The sequence below is a fragment of the Pseudoalteromonas sp. genome, assembly GCF_036960685.1.
GTDB lineage: Bacteria > Pseudomonadota > Gammaproteobacteria > Enterobacterales > Alteromonadaceae > Pseudoalteromonas.
Genome location: NZ_JBALXK010000003.1, coordinates 1 through 17,918 on the forward strand (window position 1 = coordinate 1; position 17,918 = coordinate 17,918).

General features: G+C 42.5%; 11 protein-coding genes. 9 read left to right on the forward strand and 2 right to left on the reverse strand.

Annotated features, from left to right (window positions below; all coding sequences use genetic code 11):
* A partial coding sequence (locus tag V7783_RS03630) for an ISAs1 family transposase (protein ID WP_335677595.1) occupies positions 1–473 on the reverse strand: 473 nt, incomplete at its 3' end.
* 663 nt (positions 474–1,136) lie between these two features.
* On the opposite strand from V7783_RS03630, the gene ampD reads away from it, so the two are divergent.
* The 7 genes from ampD (at position 1,137) to V7783_RS03665 (ending at position 11,623) form a co-directional block, all read left to right on the forward strand.
* Positions 1,137–1,679 (forward strand): 1,6-anhydro-N-acetylmuramyl-L-alanine amidase AmpD, encoded by a 543-nt coding sequence (gene ampD / locus V7783_RS03635; RefSeq protein ID WP_335677596.1) that lies wholly within the window; start codon positions 1,137–1,139, stop codon positions 1,677–1,679.
* Between the two features lie 48 nt (positions 1,680–1,727).
* A complete protein-coding gene (gene ampE, locus V7783_RS03640; protein WP_335677597.1) occupies positions 1,728–2,579 on the forward strand; it encodes a beta-lactamase regulator AmpE in 852 nt (283 codons plus the stop codon).
* A gap of 1,150 nt (positions 2,580–3,729) precedes the next feature.
* Complete coding sequence (pdhR, locus tag V7783_RS03645; RefSeq protein WP_064667159.1) at positions 3,730–4,479, forward strand: pyruvate dehydrogenase complex transcriptional repressor PdhR; 750 nt, start codon at positions 3,730–3,732, stop codon at positions 4,477–4,479.
* Between the two features lie 108 nt (positions 4,480–4,587).
* A complete protein-coding gene (gene aceE, locus V7783_RS03650; protein ID WP_335677598.1) occupies positions 4,588–7,254 on the forward strand; it encodes a pyruvate dehydrogenase (acetyl-transferring), homodimeric type in 2,667 nt (888 codons plus the stop codon).
* 11 nt (positions 7,255–7,265) lie between these two features.
* Complete coding sequence (gene aceF / locus V7783_RS03655; protein WP_335677599.1) at positions 7,266–9,176, forward strand: pyruvate dehydrogenase complex dihydrolipoyllysine-residue acetyltransferase; 1,911 nt, start codon at positions 7,266–7,268, stop codon at positions 9,174–9,176.
* Positions 9,177–9,371: 195 nt separating this feature from the next.
* The gene (gene lpdA / locus V7783_RS03660; RefSeq protein WP_335677600.1) at positions 9,372–10,799 is read left to right on the forward strand and encodes a dihydrolipoyl dehydrogenase; all 1,428 of its coding nucleotides are present in this window, start codon (positions 9,372–9,374) and stop codon (positions 10,797–10,799) included.
* A 134-nt stretch (positions 10,800–10,933) separates the two neighbouring features.
* Positions 10,934–11,623, forward strand: coding sequence for a tRNA-uridine aminocarboxypropyltransferase (locus tag V7783_RS03665; protein ID WP_335677601.1), 690 nt, complete (start codon positions 10,934–10,936; stop codon positions 11,621–11,623).
* Between the two features lie 307 nt (positions 11,624–11,930).
* Here the strand turns inward: V7783_RS03665 and rapA are convergent, their stop codons facing one another.
* On the reverse strand, positions 11,931–14,825 hold the full coding sequence (rapA, locus tag V7783_RS03670) for an RNA polymerase-associated protein RapA (RefSeq protein ID WP_335677602.1): 2,895 nt from the start codon (positions 14,823–14,825) through the stop codon (positions 11,931–11,933).
* A gap of 296 nt (positions 14,826–15,121) precedes the next feature.
* On the opposite strand from rapA, the gene V7783_RS03675 reads away from it, so the two are divergent.
* Together V7783_RS03675 and V7783_RS03680 are read left to right on the forward strand one after the other, a co-directional pair.
* Complete coding sequence (locus V7783_RS03675) at positions 15,122–16,489, forward strand: PhoH family protein (protein WP_335677603.1); 1,368 nt, start codon at positions 15,122–15,124, stop codon at positions 16,487–16,489.
* A complete protein-coding gene (locus tag V7783_RS03680; RefSeq protein ID WP_008464132.1) occupies positions 16,486–17,868 on the forward strand; it encodes a PhoH family protein in 1,383 nt (460 codons plus the stop codon). Before V7783_RS03675 ends, V7783_RS03680 begins: the two co-directional genes overlap by 4 nt.
* Positions 17,869–17,918 lie beyond the last annotated feature (50 nt).

Here is a 17,918-nt window from a genome sequence, read left to right on the forward strand (position 1 = left end):
AGTAACTCAGGTATGGCTGTGATTTCATTTGTTTTGCTATCAACGGCTGTTTGCCCTAAAACTAACTGGTGTTGGCAGCTCCATGCACTGACGGTATGTAAAGCACTTTTTCTATCTTTGGTTGTAAATGAACGACGTGCAGTTTTTCCATCCATAGCAATAATATCAGCACCCGTGGTTTCAATAAGTGAAGATATCCAAGATTGAAATGCATGCTCTATTTCATCTGATTTTAACCGACAAATGACACGGGCTATGGTGTCGTGTCTTGGAATACCCGCGTTGAAAGCGCCATATCTTTTTAACCAATCAAGTTTTAGATGCCCAAAGTCTTCAATATCCTCCCATCCTTGTGCACCGGAGATTACTGCACTAATGGCTAAAAGGAGAATATCGATAAGCTCATGCTTTTTACAGCGTTCAATGCGAGGATCGGTAATTGAATTAAAGTGTTTCAGAAAAGTAGCGCTCATATTTTACGTGACCAAGGTGATTATTATGCCTTGATCTGATCACTACATATTCTATAAGTTCAATTTATAATGATCTTGCCGTGATGTGAAAGGTTTTAGGTACTAGGTTTTAGGGAAGTGACTAGGAGCTAGGTGGACTTTGTTTTGTGGGAACAGGCTTTAGCCGTGATAGTGATAATGGTGTTTGAGGTTATGTGTTAAAGGTGTGCTGAACATAGCCCGTGGCTTTTCTCATTCACTTCTCTTTGTGCAAAATGTTTTTTGACTGTGGACATTACTTATAGGCGGCGAGTGGCTTGCCACTGCAAAAATAACTTAATTGTCGCGAGGTAAACTCGCTGCTACCAATGCGTAGGCGCGGGTTTACCCCGCGCAATTAAAATTTGTTCACAAAGAGGATAAGAGGCGCTGCGCTTTAGAGGGAAATAGGTACTAGGTTCTATTGAAGTGACTAGGCGCTAGGTTGAAGAGATAGCTGCGAGCTACGAGATTCGAGAAATAACAAGATTAAAGTTAAAGGGTTTGCTCGTTGCTCGTTGCCCGCAGCCCGCAGCCCGTTACCCGTTGCTCGCTGCTAGCGGCGCAAAACAATGAAAGTGCTTTGCTGTTATTCTGCTTGGAAATCTATTAGCATCTGACTATGTATTTGTTTACAGACTCATTATGAAAATAAACTCTTTTGGCGTGGTTGATACCGCGATGCAACGACCATGTACGCATTTTGATGAACGCCCGAATGATGAAGATATCTCTTTATTAGTCATTCATAATATTTCATTGCCAGCAGGGCAGTTTGCCACGCCGTTTGTTGACGATTTATTTATGGGCTGCATAGATTGCCAAGCGCACCCTAGTTTTACTGATTTGCAAGGGCTTAGAGTCTCGGCGCATTGCTTTATTAAACGCAGCGGTGAAATAGTGCAATACGTGCCTTTTAGTAAACGTGCTTGGCATGCTGGGCGCTCTGAATTTTTAGGGCGCAATCAATGTAATGATTTTAGTATTGGTATTGAGCTGGAAGGCACAGACACAACGGCGTATACCCAAAATCAATATAATGCATTACAATCTTTGACTAAGGCGTTGATAAATAAATACCCAGCAATCACTCGCTCGCGTATTGTAGGGCATTGCCACATTGCACCAGGGCGAAAAACTGACCCTGGTGACAGTTTTGATTGGAACCATTACTTTGCAGCACTATAACTATATTTTAATCAGCTTTAACTAGCGCCAATTTGGAATGAAAAAAGTATGATCTTAATTTCTATAATAATAGCCCTAATTTTAGAACGTTTAGGTGCTCGTTCTGATTATTGGCAAATAAGCTATTACGCACAAGGCTATTTAACGCGCTCGAAAAAACAATTAAGCGAACAAGGTTTATTTAATTCACCCGCTGGGTTTATGATCTGGCTATTTTTGCCAGTATTACTGATTGCCGTTATTTTTACCTTATCTGATTTTGTATTGTGGCAGTTGGTTATTAATGTTGCAGTGCTGCTGGTGTGCTTTGGCTGTGCTAAACAACGTGCTTTATATAAGTCGTACCTCAATGCGTTAACCCGTGATGATCTGCAAGCCGCTACCTTATATGCATTGCAAATGGGACAAAAGAAAACCGAAGATGAAATAGGTGGAGAAACCTTTGGCCAAACCTTGGCTTGGGTAAACTTTCGTTTTTATTGCGCGGTTATTTTTTGGTTTGTTGTTTTAGGTGTGCCTGGTGCAGTGTTATATGCCTTGGTACGTACTTTTGCTGATTTAGTGCGAGACGACCATAAAGTTGCCTATGCGAATCGCTTTAAACTAATTCATACATTATTATTTTGGCTTGATTGGCTACCGGCCAGAATCGCAAGTTTTGGTTACTTAGTAATTGGTAACTTTAATAAAGGCACCAGTTGTTGGTTGCAGTATGTGCTCGATTTTTCAGTAAGTAATCGTAAGGTAGTAACCAATACCGCACTTGCGGCAGAGCAAATTGAACAACAGCACTTTGGCTGCGCCTATGAAGCAACCTGTATGATGAAGCTGGTAAAACGCAATGTGTTGTTTTATTTAGTGTTGATTGCCTTGCTAACCTTGTTTGGCGGGTTAGCGTAAAGAAACAGGTACTAGGTTTTAGGGAAGTAATTGTCGCGAGGTAAACTCGCTGCTACCGGCGTAGGCGCGGGTTTACCCCGCGTAATTAAAATTTATTTACAAAGAGGTTATGAGGCGCTGCGCTTTAGAGAAGTAATAAAAGGTTCTAGGTAAGTGACTAGCTGCTAGGGGGGATTCGAAGCCCGTGGCGTTTTTTCTCATTTGCTCTCATTCACTTCTCTTTGTGCAAAATGGTTTTAAGTAATTAATTTTACTTTTGTCTTCTCGGTGTAGCGCGCAGCGCCTCCAGCCCTCGGTGGTGAAATATTCTTGTCGCCATAAATGACGACCTACAGGATCGCGGTGGGCATTCTTTGTAGGCGAGTGACTTGCCACCGTGAATGCCATCCCATTGTCGCGAGGTAAACTCGCTGCTACCCGCGCAATTAAAATTTATTCACAAAGAGGTTATGAGGCGCTGCGCTTTAGAGAAGTAATAAAAGGTTCTAGGGAAGTGACTAGCTGCTAGGGGGTATTCGAAGCCCGTGGTGTTTTTTCTCATTAGCTCTCATTCACTTCTCTTTGTGCAAAATGGTTTTAAATAATTAATTTTACTTTTGTCTTCTCGGTGTAGCGCGCAGCGCCTCCAGCCCTCGGTGGTGAAATATTCTTGTCGCCATAAATGACGACCTACAGGATCGCGGTGGGCATTCTTTGTAGGCGAGTGACTTGCCACCGTGAATGCCATCCCATTGTCGCGAGGTAAACTCGCTGCTACCCGCGCAATTAAAATTTATTCACAAAGAGGATAAGAGGCGCTGTGCTTTAGAGAAGTAATTATAAGAATAGGTTTTAGGAAGTTACTAGGCGCTAGGGAAGAGACTAGGTGCCCTAGAACCTAAAAATTCATCTCTCCACTATCTGGTCAGACCATTTGTTTTTTCTGTTTAAACCCTTCCCAAACTCTGGCTTTATCTCATACTGTTTAATCTTTGTGCTAAATGCGTTAGGCTGGATTATCGACAGCTGGCCTCGGTAAATTGACAGCAAACTTGCTTTTTGATAACGTATGGCTCAAATTTGGTATGACCAATTTACCTTTTGGTCTAGGCAATGGGCACAAGTTTGAATTATTCAGGCTATATTCCCACTACAATGCGGACGTTGATTAATGTCTTTAAAGATTAAAGCAGCAAAACTATCGGATGTTATTTTACAGCAACTTGAGAATATGATTCTTGAGGGCTCATTAGCTCCCGGAGAGAAACTGCCGCCAGAGCGTGAATTAGCCAAGCAATTTGAAGTGTCTCGTCCTTCACTGCGCGAAGCGATTCAAAAGCTAGAGGCAAAAGGCTTAGTAACGCGTCGTCAAGGTGGCGGAACGTTTGTAAAAAATCAGCTTGAAGAAGGACTCACTGATCCGCTTTTTGATTTGATCAGTAAGCATCCTGAATCGCAATTTGATTTATTAGAGTTTCGTCATGCATTAGAGGGCATTGCCGCTTATTATGCCGCGCTGCGTGGCACTAGTACGGACTTTGATAAAGTGAAGCAAAGCTTTGATTGTATTGCCGTAGCACATGATAATTTACAGCAAAAAGCCAAAGCAATTAATGCGTTTCACTTTAGTGTTGCAGAAGCGTCACATAATGTAGTACTGCTGCATTTAGTGCGCGGTATGCAGGCATTGCTTGAACAAAACGTATTACAAAATTTAACGGTATTGTTAGAAAAGCCGCACATCAGTTCGCGCTTAGCTGAGCATCGCCGTTTATTAATGGATGCAGTGATTGAAGGGAATCCCGAGCAAGCGCGACTTGCCAGTAATGCTCACTTAGCTTTCATTGAAGAAGCATTATTGGAAGCCGGCAAAGAGCATTCGCGAATTGAACGTAGTTTAAGACGCACCAAACAAAATTAGCAAACACAGTAAAAAATCAATAATTTAAGCAAGTACTGTATATGGCAACAACGATTACCACAGTACTAATTAAGAACATTCGTATTTTAAACATAAGGAAACCTCCATATGTCTGAAGTCAATAAAATTGACGTAGACGCGCTAGAAACACAAGAGTGGTTACAAGCTCTTGAATCAGTTGTGCGTGAAGAAGGTGTTGAACGTGCTCAGTTTTTACTTGAGCAAGTATTAGAGCAAGCCCGTTTAGACGGTGTTGATATGCCAACCGGCATTAACACAAACTACGTTAATACGATCCCGGTAGACCAAGAGCCTGCATACCCAGGTGATGTAAATCTTGAGCGCCGCATTCGTTCTATTATTCGTTGGAACGCAATCATGATTGTATTGCGTGCATCGAAAAAAGACCTCGACTTAGGCGGCCATATGGCGTCTTACCAGTCGTCTGCTGCATTTTATGAAGTATGTTTTAACCACTTCTTTAAAGCACCAAACGACGTAGACGGCGGTGACTTAGTTTATTACCAAGGTCATATTTCTCCGGGTATTTACGCACGTGCATTTGTTGAAGGTCGTTTATCTGCTGCCCAGTTAGATAATTTCCGTCAAGAAGTTGATGGTAATGGTTTACCTTCATACCCACATCCTAAGTTAATGCCTGAGTTTTGGCAGTTCCCTACAGTATCTATGGGCCTTGGTCCTATCGCGTCTATTTACCAAGCGCGTTTCTTAAAATACTTAGATGGCCGTGGCTTAAAAGACACCAAAAACCAGCGCGTCTATGCGTTCCTTGGTGATGGTGAAATGGATGAGCCAGAATCACGCGGTGCTATCTCATTTGCAGCCCGTGAAAAGCTAGACAACCTTTGCTACCTAATCAACTGTAACTTACAACGTTTAGATGGCCCAGTAATGGGTAACGGTAAGATCATTCAAGAACTTGAAGGTCTATTTAAAGGCGCAGGTTGGAACGTAATTAAAGTAGTTTGGGGTAGCGGCTGGGATATCTTACTTGCTAAAGATACCACAGGTAAGCTATTACAATTGATGAACGAAACCATCGATGGTGACTACCAAACTTATAAAGCGAAAGATGGCGCGTACGTACGTGAGCATTTCTTTGGTCGTTATCCTGAAACAGCAGCACTTGTGGCTGATATGACAGATGACGAAATCTTCGCGCTGAAGCGTGGTGGTCATGAGCCATCAAAACTATACGCTGCATTCAAAAAAGCGGAACAAACCAATGACCGTCCAACTGTTATTCTAGCTAAAACTGTAAAAGGTTACGGCATGGGTGAAGCAGCTGAAGGTAAAAACATTGCGCACCAAGTGAAAAAAATGGACATGACTCATGTGGCTCATTTACGTTCACGTTTAGGTTTACAAGACTTAGTCTCTGATGAAGAGATCAAAGAGCTACCATACTTGACCCTTGAAGAAGGTTCACCAGAGTATAAGTATTTACACGCTCGTCGTGATGACCTGAAAGGTTACACGCCAACACGTATTGCTAAGTTCTCTGAAAAGTTACAGTTACCAGAAGTAGAAGCATTCAAGCCACTACTTGAAGAGCAAAAGCGTGATATTTCTACTACTATGGGCTTTGTTCGTGCACTTAATATCTTATTAAAAGATAAAGGCATTGGTAAAAACATCGTACCAATTATTGCCGATGAAGCACGTACATTTGGTATGGAAGGTTTATTCCGTCAAATCGGTATTTATAATCCACATGGCCAAAACTATACACCACAAGACCGCGATATCGTTTCTTACTATAAAGAAGCAACATCAGGCCAAGTATTGCAAGAAGGTATCAATGAGTTAGGTGCAATGTCTTCATGGGTTGCTGCGGCAACATCATACAGCACTAACGATTTACCAATGATCCCATTTTATATCTACTATTCAATGTTCGGTTTCCAACGTGTTGGCGACATGGCATGGATGGCAGGTGACCAACAAGCACGTGGTTTCTTATTAGGTGCAACGGCGGGTCGTACAACGCTAAATGGTGAAGGTCTTCAGCATGAAGATGGTCACAGCCATATTCTTGCCAACACAGTACCTAACTGTATTTCTTACGATCCAACCTATGCGTATGAAGTGGCGGTTATCATGCAAGACGGTATTCGTCGTATGTACGGTGAAGACCAAGAAAACATTTACTACTACCTGACGTTAATGAATGAAAACTACGCACAGCCTGCAATGCCTGAAGGTGCTGAAGAAGGTATTCGTAAAGGTATCTACAAGCTTGAAAGCTACGCAGGCAAAAAAGCCAACGTACAGCTATTAAGCTCAGGTACTATCATGACTGAAGTACGTAAAGCGGCTGCTATCTTAAGTGAAGATTACGGCATTGCGTCAGATGTTTACTCGGTAACTTCATTCAATGAGCTTACCCGTGATGGTCAAGACGTTGAGCGTTTCAACATGCTTAACCCTGAAAGCGAGCAAAAAACAGCTTACATCACTAGCGTATTAAATGACTCAGTGACAGTTGCTGCAACGGATTACATGAAAAACTACGCTGAGCAAGCGCGTTCATTCATTCCTAGCAACAACTACAAAGTGTTGGGCACAGACGGTTACGGCCGCTCTGATAGCCGTGAAAACTTACGCCGTCACTTTGAAGTTAACGCAGGCTATGTTGTTGTTGCTACGTTATCTGAACTTGCTAAACGTGGTGAGCTTGAAAAGTCAGTGGTTGTTGAAGCGCTTAAGAAGTTCAACATCGACACGACCAAAGTTAACCCACTGTACGCATAAGAGGTTTTGCAATGAGTATTGAAATTAATGTACCAGATATCGGTGGCGATGAAGTTGAAGTAACCGAAATCTTAGTAAGCGTTGGTGACAAAGTTGAAGTTGACCAATCACTACTAACCGTTGAAGGCGACAAAGCATCAATGGAAGTACCGGCTGCGCAAGCAGGTACTGTTAAAGAAATCAAAGTAAACGTGGGTGACACGGTTACTACGGGCTCTTTAGTATTTTTATTTGAAGGCGAAAGCGCTGGCGAAGAAAAAGCGCCGGAAGCTGCGGCTAAATCTGAAGACGCAGCACCTGCTGCCTCTTCAGGTTCGACAACTAAAGAAGTTACTGTACCGGATATCGGCGATGATGAAGTTGAAGTGACTGAAATCATGGTTGCTGTTGGCGATACTGTTGAAGAAGAGCAATCTATCTTAAACGTTGAAGGCGACAAAGCGGCAATGGAAGTACCGGCGCCGTTTGCAGGGACTGTTAAAGAAATTAAAGTTGCCACTGGCGATAAAGTAAAAACAGGCTCGTTAGTGTTTGTTTTTGAAGTTGCTGGTAGTGAGCCTGCGCCAGCTAAAGCTGAGGCCGCTCCAGCTGCTGAATCTGCGCCTGCACAAAGTGCTGCGCCGAGCAGTAAAGAAGTTAACGTGCCAGATATCGGCGGTGATGAAGTTGAAGTCACTGAAGTTATGGTTGCTGTAGGCGATAAGGTTGAAGAAGATCAATCAATCTTAAACGTTGAAGGCGATAAAGCGGCAATGGAAGTACCAGCGCCGTTTGCAGGTACAGTTAAAGAGATTAAAGTTGCAGCGGGCGATAAAGTATCGACCGGTTCCCTTATCTTTGTATTTGAAGTTGCAGGCAGTGCACCTGCTGCATCAGCTGAAAAATCAGCGCCTGCACCAGAAGCTAAAGCAGAAAAAACAGAGTCTGCTCCTACTTCACAAGCAGCACCTGCTAAAGCGAGCAATGAAAGCTTCGAAAACAACAGTGCGTATGCTCATGCATCGCCAGTTGTACGTCGTTTAGCCCGTGAGTTTGGTATTAACCTTGCAAACGTTAAAGGTTCAGGGCGTAAAAACCGTGTTGTTAAAGAAGACGTGCAAAACTATGTGAAGAACTTAGTTAAGCAAGTTGAGTCTGGTCAGTTATCTGCTGGTAACGGAAATGCTGGAGGCGGTGAGCTTGGATTAATTCCATGGCCAAAAGTTGATTTTGCTAAGTTTGGTGAAATCGAAGAGAAGAAACTATCTCGCATTCAAAAGCTATCAGGTAAAAACTTACACCGTAACTGGGTGCAAATCCCTCACGTTACCCAGTTTGATGAAGCTGATATCACCAGCCTTGAAGCGTTCCGTAAAGAGCAAAATGCACTAGCGGAGAAGAAAAAGCTCGGCGTTAAAATTACGCCACTGGTATTTGTAATGAAAGCAGCGGCAAAAGCGCTAGCTGAGTTCCCTACATTTAACTCGTCGCTATCTGCTGATGGTGAAAGCTTAATCCTTAAAAAGTACATCAATATCGGTGTTGCAGTTGATACACCAAACGGTTTAGTTGTTCCTGTATTTAAAGATGTTGATAAGAAAGGCATCATTGAATTATCACGTGAATTGATGGAAGTGTCAGTTAAAGCGCGTGACGGCAAACTAACATCGTCTGATATGCAAGGTGGTTGTTTTACTATTTCAAGCTTAGGTGGTATCGGTGGTACGGCATTTACGCCAATCGTTAACGCGCCAGAGGTTGCTATTTTAGGTGTCTCTAAATCTGAAATGAAACCGAAATGGAATGGTAAAGAATTTGAGCCTAAACTGATGGTTCCACTTTCTATGTCATACGACCATAGGGTGATTGACGGTGCACTAGCGGCACGCTTTACTGTCACTCTTGCAAGTTACATGAGCGATATTCGCCAATTGGTAATGTAAGCAATTGGTGCATGTAGCTAAATAAATAGAATCAAATCCCAGCCAGTTGTTTTTTGCTGGGATTTTTACCATTTGCAATGATACAATCTGTGTATATCTTGCATAAATTTTTGATCTGCTCTCCCTTTCTGCCTTGCAGAAACATGGCAGTTAAACTTTAGGGCAGTGTCCCGTTCAAACAATTAAGGTAAAAGCATGAGCAACGAATTAAAAACTCAAGTTGTTATACTAGGCGGTGGTCCTGGTGGTTATTCTGCGGCTTTCCGTGCTGCTGACTTGGGCTTAGAAGTTACATTAGTAGAATCTCGCGACACATTAGGCGGTGTATGTCTTAATGTGGGTTGTATCCCTTCAAAAGCACTTTTACACGTAGCTAAAGTAATTGATGACGCTGCTGAAATGTCATCACATGGTGTTACTTTTGGTGCACCACAAATTGACTTAGACAAAATCCGTGATTGGAAAGAGTCTGTAATTGGTCAGTTAACTGGCGGCCTAGACGGCATGGCTAAAATGCGTAAAGTTAAAGTGGTTTACGGTTACGGTAAATTCACTGGCAGCAACACCCTTGATGTTGAAGGCGCTGACGGCAAAACTACAATTACTTTTGATAATGCAATTATCGCAGCAGGTTCGCAACCAGTTAACTTACCTTTCATCCCAGAAGATGACCGTGTAATTGATTCAACAGGCGCGCTTGAGCTTAAAGACGTACCAGAAAAACTACTTGTATTAGGTGGTGGTATTATCGGTCTTGAGATGGGTACTGTGTACCGTGCGCTTGGTTCTGCAATCGACGTAGTTGAATTTGCTGACCAATTAGTACCAGCAGCTGATAAAGACGTTATCAAGATTTACCAAAAATACGTGAGCAAAAAGTTCAACGTAATGCTTTCTACTAAAGTGACTGGCGTTGAAGCAAAAGACGACGGCCTATATGTAACGTTTGAAGGTAAAAACGCACCAGCTGAACCAGTACGTTATGACAAAGTACTTGTTGCTGTTGGTCGTACACCAAACGGTAAACTACTTGATGCTGACAAAGCGGGCGTTAACGTTGATGAGCGTGGCTTTATCAATGTTGATAAGCAACTTAAAACAAACGTTAACCACATCTTCGCGATTGGTGACATTGTTGGTCAACCTATGCTTGCGCACAAAGCGGTTCACGAAGCACACGTTGCAGCTGAAGTTATCTCTGGTCAAAAACACTTCTTTGACCCTAAATGCATTCCTTCAATCGCCTATACTGATCCAGAAATCGCTTGGGTTGGTGTAACTGAGAAAGAAGCAAAAGAGCAAGGCTTAAGCATAGAAACTGCGGTATTCCCGTGGGCTGCGTCAGGTCGTGCAATTGCATCTGCTCGTACTGAAGGTCAAACTAAGCTTATCTTTGATAAAGAAAGTGGCCGTGTAATCGGTGGCGCTATGGTTGGTATCAACGCAGGCGAAATGCTTGGTGAAATCGGCCTAGCAGTTGAAATGGGCGCAGATGGCGAAGACTTAGCACTGACTATCCACGCTCACCCAACATTGAACGAATCAATCGGCCTTGCTGCTGAAATCTTTGAAGGTTCGATCACTGATTTACCAAACAAAAAAGCAGTTAAAAAGAAGAAGTAAGTTCTTTTAGTTAATTGTTTAAAAACCCAAGCCTAGGCTTGGGTTTTTTGTTTTGTAGGCGCGGGTTTACCCCGCGCAGTGTGCTACAATACGCGCCGATCAATTTTTAGGTACTTTTTTAGGTGACAAACCTCGTGACTAACCGCTCTTCTAATTCAGTGCTTACTTTGCGTGCTCAGCAAATTAGCGAATCTCGCCGTGAGTTTAATGCTCGAGGTGGCAAAATGGATCGCTGTGAGCAATGCTTAATTGCAAAACATTATTGTATTTGTGACGGCGTAGAGCAGGCTGAGTGTGGTGCCGCGGTTTGCATGCTGATGTATCATAATGAAAGTTTTAAACCTTCTAATACAGGGCGCTTGATTGCAGAAATAGTCCCTGATAATCATGCTTTTCGTTGGGACAGAACCGAGCCTGATGCAAAGCTGTTAGCGTTATTGAGTGACTCACAATATCAGCCTATGGTGATTTTTCCTGCCACGGATGTTGAAGATGCCACGCGTGTAATAACCAAAGTGCAAACCCAGCCAAATAAACGCCCTTTATTTATCTTTTTAGATGGTACATGGCGTGAAGCGAAAAAAATGATCCGCAAAAGTCCTTATCTTGATAGTTTGCCTGTACTTTCGATCACTGCTGAAAAGCTTTCTGATTATCGCTTGCGCGTTGCACCGCATGCCCATCAACTAGGCACCGCAGAAGTCGCAATTATGGTGTTAGCACTAGCAGGAGAGGCTGATGCCGCAACTAAGCTTGAACAGCATTTTATGAAATTCCGCGATGCGTATTTATTAGGCAAGCGCAATAAAGGCAGACCCGAGTAACTCGGTTTTGCCGCGTAATTATATTTATTCACAAAGAGGTTAAGAGACGCTGCGTTTTTTCTTCTCTGTGTAGCGCGAAGCGCCTCCTGCCATTCTATGGAAAAATAGGTTTGTCGCCATAAATGACGACCTACAGGAGCACGGTGCTTACATTACTTGTAGGCGAGTGGCTTGTCATCGCGAAAGTAATCTCATTGTCGCGAGGTAAACTTGCTACAAACTCATATCCTGCACGGCAATAAAAAAGCGCGCTGTAAGTTAATACACCGCGCTTTGAAAACTTAAAACTTACAACTTAAAGCTCAAATCAATGCGATACCACAATTAAGCGAATTGCATCTAACTGCAACTGTGCTTTGCCGATATAACTTGTCAGCTCTGTGCGTTGCTTATCGTAAAAGGTCAGTTCTTCTTCACGGATATTTGGGTTGATCTGTTTCAGCGCAGCTAAACGTGCTTGCTCTTCACTGAGTGATTGCTGCATTTGCTCAAGTGCTTCAGCTCTAATCACCTCTAGCTTAGTTTGTGCCATATCTTGTGCTGTTTTAAGCATTGGGTGAATCGCACTTTGTAATGCGCCTGCTAGTTTACTCGCTGTTTGACGACCTACCGCAGAAAGCTGCTGATTAAAGCCATCAAAGCCGACGTTATCAGCTAAGTTGTTGCTAGCTTTGTCGAGCAAAATACGAATTGGTGTTGGAGGTAAAAAGCGGCCTACTTGCAGTGCTTTTGGGGCCATGGCTGCTGCTACGTATATTAGCTCAACAAAAAAGGTGCCTGGCGGTAACTTTTTGTTTTTAAGCAGTGCTACAGAAGCTGTGCCAAAGTCATCATCGCAAATCATGTCTAAGGTGCCTTGCACCATAGGGTGATCCCAACTAATAAAGTGTACATCTTCTTGTGCTAATGCTGTATCACGGTCAAACGTGACTGTCATACCGTCGTCTTTTAAACTTGGGAATGATGGGTTTAACATATGCTCAGTCGGTTTTAAGATAATGGTATTCTCACCTTTATCTTCTTGGCTAACACCGAAGGTGTCAAACACGTTGATCATATAGCTTGGTAGTTCAAACTGGTTGTCTAGTTTTTCAATATCGACTACTAAGGAATCCGCTGCGCCTTGGCCTGACGAGTGTAATTCAAGTAAGCGGTCACGACCACTTTCCATTTGCTTACGCAGCACGGCGTTTTGTTTGGCAACTTGCTCTAGTAATGGCTCTAACTCGTCTTCATCACAGTTATGCGCAGCAATAAACTCAAGTAGTTCATCTTTGAACTCTTTATACAATAATTGGCCAGTGCTTGAGGTGGTTTCAAAGGCATCTAAGCCTTCGTTATACCAACGCAGTAATACTTCTTGTGCGCTGCTTTCAAAGTACGGCACATGGATGTTGATATCTTGAGTTTGACCAATGCGGTCAAGGCGACCAATGCGTTGCTCAAGTAAGTCTGGGTTCAGTGGTAAATCAAATAACACTAAGTGATGAGCAAACTGGAAGTTACGACCCTCAGAGCCAATCTCAGAGCACAGCAATATTTGCGCGTTGTCATACTCGTCAGCAAAAAAAGCAGCTGCACGGTCACGTTCAATAATCGTCATTCCTTCGTGGAACACTGAGGCTTTAATTGCTTCACGCTCACGTAAGATTTGCTCAAGGCTGATTGCAGTTTCGGCTTTAGCGCAGATCAGCAGTACTTTTTCGCGTTTTAGAGTTTTTAGGGTGTCGATCAACCAATCAACGCGAGGGTCGAATTGTCCCCAGCTGGCGCTTTCCCCTTCAAATTCTTGGAAGATCTTTTCAGGGAATAGGGCACGCTGCGCGCTTAGCTCTGCATTTTGAATGCCGCTCATATTACCTAAAACTGAAATTGCTGTTTTATATTGCTTTGGCATTGCCATAGGGTAGGCATGCAGTTTACGGCTAGGGTAGCCATCAATGCCGCTACGGCTATTTCTAAATAAAATACGACCTGTGCCATGGCGATCTAATAACATCGCTAAGATTTCTTTACGGGCCGCAGTATCGCCATTTTGCGCTTGTTCAAGTACCGTTGTGATGTCGGTTTCTTTTAATAGCTCAATTAGCGTGGCTTTGGCGCTGTCATCCAGTGCCTGCTGTTGCAATAACTGGTTGGCTGCTTCTGCAACATGCTTATAATTACTTTCTTCTGCCACAAAGGCATCGTAATCATAAAAGCGATCTGGGTCGAGTAATTGCAAGCGCGCAAAGTGACTGCGGTGACCAAGTTGATCTGGCGTTGCGGTAAGTAGTATTAGCCCTGGAATATCTTGGCTCAGTTCAGCCATACGTTGATACTCGGTGCTTGGTTTGCCGTTATTGATACTTAAGTGATGAGCTTCATCAACAATCAGTAAGTCCCAATCAGCCATTGTGGCTTGTTCAAACCAACGTTTTTTCTTGGTTAAAAACTCAAGGCTGGTAAGCACTAATTGTTCTGTGTCGAATACATTGGGTGAATCAGCAAATGCTTCATCACAACGCTCTTCGTCAAAAATTGAAAAGTGTAAATTAAAACGGCGCAGCATTTCTACTAACCACTGATGCTGCAAGTTCTCCGGCACGACGATAAGTACGCGACTGGCACGGCCACTGATAATTTGTTGGTGTAAAATCATCCCTGCTTCAATGGTTTTACCAAGGCCAACTTCATCAGAAAGTAAAACGCGTGGGGCAAAGCGCTTACCTACTTCTTGGGCAATATAAAGCTGATGCGGAATTAAGCTTGCACGCTGACCAATCAAGCCTTTAATTGGCGATTGTTCACGCTCAAATTGATGTTGCCATGTTTGATAACGTAAGGTGTAGCGGTCAAAACGGTCTACTTGACCGGCAAATAAGCGGTCTTGTGGTTTATTAAATTTAATAAAGTGATCTAAAAAGGTTTCTTTTAATTGTGCTTGTTCGCCGTTATCAACACGGGTGCCGTGATAACAAAGAAGCTCGCCTATCGTTTCAATTGACTCGACTGTAAGTTCCCATTCTTCAACGCTTTTGATCACATCACCTGGATTAAATGCCACACGAGTAACCGGTGCTTCTAGCATTGAATACACGCGGTTTTCGCCACTGGCGGGAAATAAAATGCTGACCTGACGGCCTTCAAGGGCAACCACTGTGCCTAATCCTAAATCTGACTCTGTATCACTGATCCAACGCTGACCTAAGGAAAAATTCATGTATGTCTCGTCTATGAAGAAAAAGGCGGCTATGTTACCTGTTAGCTAACACCACTGCAAGGTGCGAACTAGCTGACTTTTAATTAATTTAGCAACTGTGAATTATTCCTATTAAAGCGTGGGCGATCAGGATTAATTCAAAACAAAAAAAGGTTTGTCATAAAACAGACTTTTATGACATCTAAGCTAAACTTAGAATATACCTTAACAATTAAGTTTTTCAGGGTGAACATTCAACCCGTTTTACTTGATTAGTTGGGTATAGCATAAAAATCATAAAACGTAAGGAAAGTGCTATGGAAAAAGCTTCGAACCTTGATAGTAAAATGTATGTGCTAGATACCAATGTATTGCTCCACGAGCCCCTCGCTTATTTATCTTTCCAAGAACACGATGTTGTAATTCCTATGACAGTTTTAGAGGAACTGGATCATATTAAAGACCGCAAACACGATGTGAGTCGCGATGCCCGTGTCGCCATTCGTGGTTTAGATGAAGTTCTCAAAGACGCCACGCCAGAACAAATGCTCAAAGGTGTCGCACTACCTAGTAATAAAAAGGCTAAAGCGTCATCCGCAGGCACTTTAATCATTGTTAACGACCATTTATTTGCAGATTCGATTTCTGGTTTACCTGGCAATGAAAACGACCACCGCATTATTAACTGCGCTGTACACCTACAAAAGCAACACCCGCACTGCAAAGTGGTATTAGTAACTAAAGATATCAATATGCGCCTAAAGGCAAAAGGCGCAGGACTGAAGTTTGTAGAAGATTATCGCACCGACCAACTGATTGATGACATTGCTTTATTGTCCAGTGGCTATAAAAAAATCACGGGAGATTTTTGGCAACATGTGGGTGAATGCGAAACGCAGCAGCAGGGCCGTGATGCGTTTCATAAAGTGGCAAAAAGTTTGATCCCTGATGTATTTTGTAATGAATATTTACTCGATGATAGTGGGCACTTTGCGGCAAGAGTTAAGTCGTACGATGATCAACATATTATGCTCAAAGATATTGGCGTTGAGCGGCTAATGCATCAATCAGCATGGGGAGTAAAACCAAAAAATATCTACCAAGGCATGGCAATGGACGCACTGTTAGATACGGGGGTTGAATTAGTCATTTTAACAGGCCCTGCAGGGTGTGGTAAAACTTTGTTAGCGCTTGCCTGTGCGCTTGAGATGGTGGTTGAAAAAGGGATTTACGATAAAGTAATCGTTACCCGTAATACGCCAGAAATTGCTGAATCAATTGGTTTTCTACCAGGTACAGAAGAGGAAAAAATGGCACCGTGGCTCGCGGCCATTACCGATACTTTAGAGGTTTTACATAAAGGAGATGAAAACCCAGTATCAAGCCGAAATTACATTATGGAAAAAGCTAACGTGCAGTTTAAGTCGGTAAACTTTATGCGTGGCCGCAGTATTCAAAACGCGGTGGTGATTTTACAACCCCGAATTGGAAAGATTTTAAAGTTTTTACCCCCTTGTTTTTATTGGCCTGTAGAAAAAGTAAAAAGAATTTCTCTAAACATGGATTTTTGTAACGACTTTAAGCATTCCCACAATAGCCAATCTTTACAGAGTATTTGTTATTTGGGATGTAAGTACAACACGCATTCTAGCAACGATGCAAACTTTTGGAGGGCTGCGTCATGAAAAGCTCTGTTGAAAACCGAAACCCTCGTGTTCTTGACACGTCTGCGTTGGTTCATGATCCAAAAAGTATCCTGTCATATCAAGATGATATTTACATCTGTCTAACAGTTCTAGAAGAATTAGATAACTTAAAAGAAAGAACTAACAAATCGGTTAGTGCTGATGCTCGTGTATGTATTCGTATGCTTGAAGATATAATAAATGGGCACAGTGCAGAAGAGATGGAAGCTGGTATTCCACTGCCTTCTACTGAAACAGCTAAACGAGGAAAACTGTTTATTGGAATTGATACCCAGCTCGATATGGCTAAAGAGTTAAAGCACGGTATTGGAAGTGACGCTGACAATAGAATAATTAACTATGCACTGTATCTTCAGAAGGACTTAGATAAAGACGTAGTAATTGTTAGCCGTGACATTAATATGCGCTTGAAAGCTCGAACCGTAGGGGTCATGGCAGAAGACGTTGCCGTAGATAATCAAATATCAGATATTGATCTTTTATACACAGGGGTACAAGCCTTTAAAGGAGATCTTTTTGATCGAATTAAATCAGACAAAGACTTCAAGGTTTCAGGAGAAGTTTATACTTTCCCAATAAGTCTATTTAATGATGAAGTTCAGCCAAACATGTATTGGTACGATGAAGCTGGACACATTGGGCGAATTTCAGAAGTAACAGATACTGAGGTATTCACAAAGTTATTGCCTCGTAAACAAGAAAAAGTATGGGGCATTTTGCCTAAAAATCAGCGTCAGGCAGTAGCTTTAAGCCAATTAACAGATCCATATTATGACTTAAATATCATCCTTGGCCCTGCTGGCTCCGGAAAAACTTTTTTAGCAGTTGCTTCGGCGCTGCATCAAGTATTGGAGTTAAAAAAGTACAAAAAAATCGTTGTGGTGCGCTCCAGAGACTTTATGGACGATGATCCGGGGTTTTTACCCGGTGACCTGACAGAGAAATCAATGCCGTTATTAGCAGGTATAACAGATGCGCTTATATCAATGCATTCAGGTGATAACAATGAAGGTAATATTAGTGCAACTGTTGAGCATGTGATCGAAAAAGCCAATATAGAATTTACTAGTATGGCTTACTTCCGAGGTCGTTCAATAGACGATGCTGTTTTAATCATTGATGAAGCTCAAAACATGACTAGAGCGCAAATTAAGGGCATGTTAAGCCGTGGTGGCAAAAATTGTCGCACAATCGTGTTGGGCAACTTAGCCCAGATTGATGATAAGTTTGTCACACCCGCATCTTCAGGTGCTAGCGCGGCTGTTAACGTGTATAGAAACTATGAAAAAGGCTCAGTATTGATATTTGATGAAGTAGAGCGTAGTAGCTTGGCTGAATTCACTGAAAAGAACATGTAGGCATCAAACTACAATTCACATTTCCTTATAATATTGCGACAATAGCCACT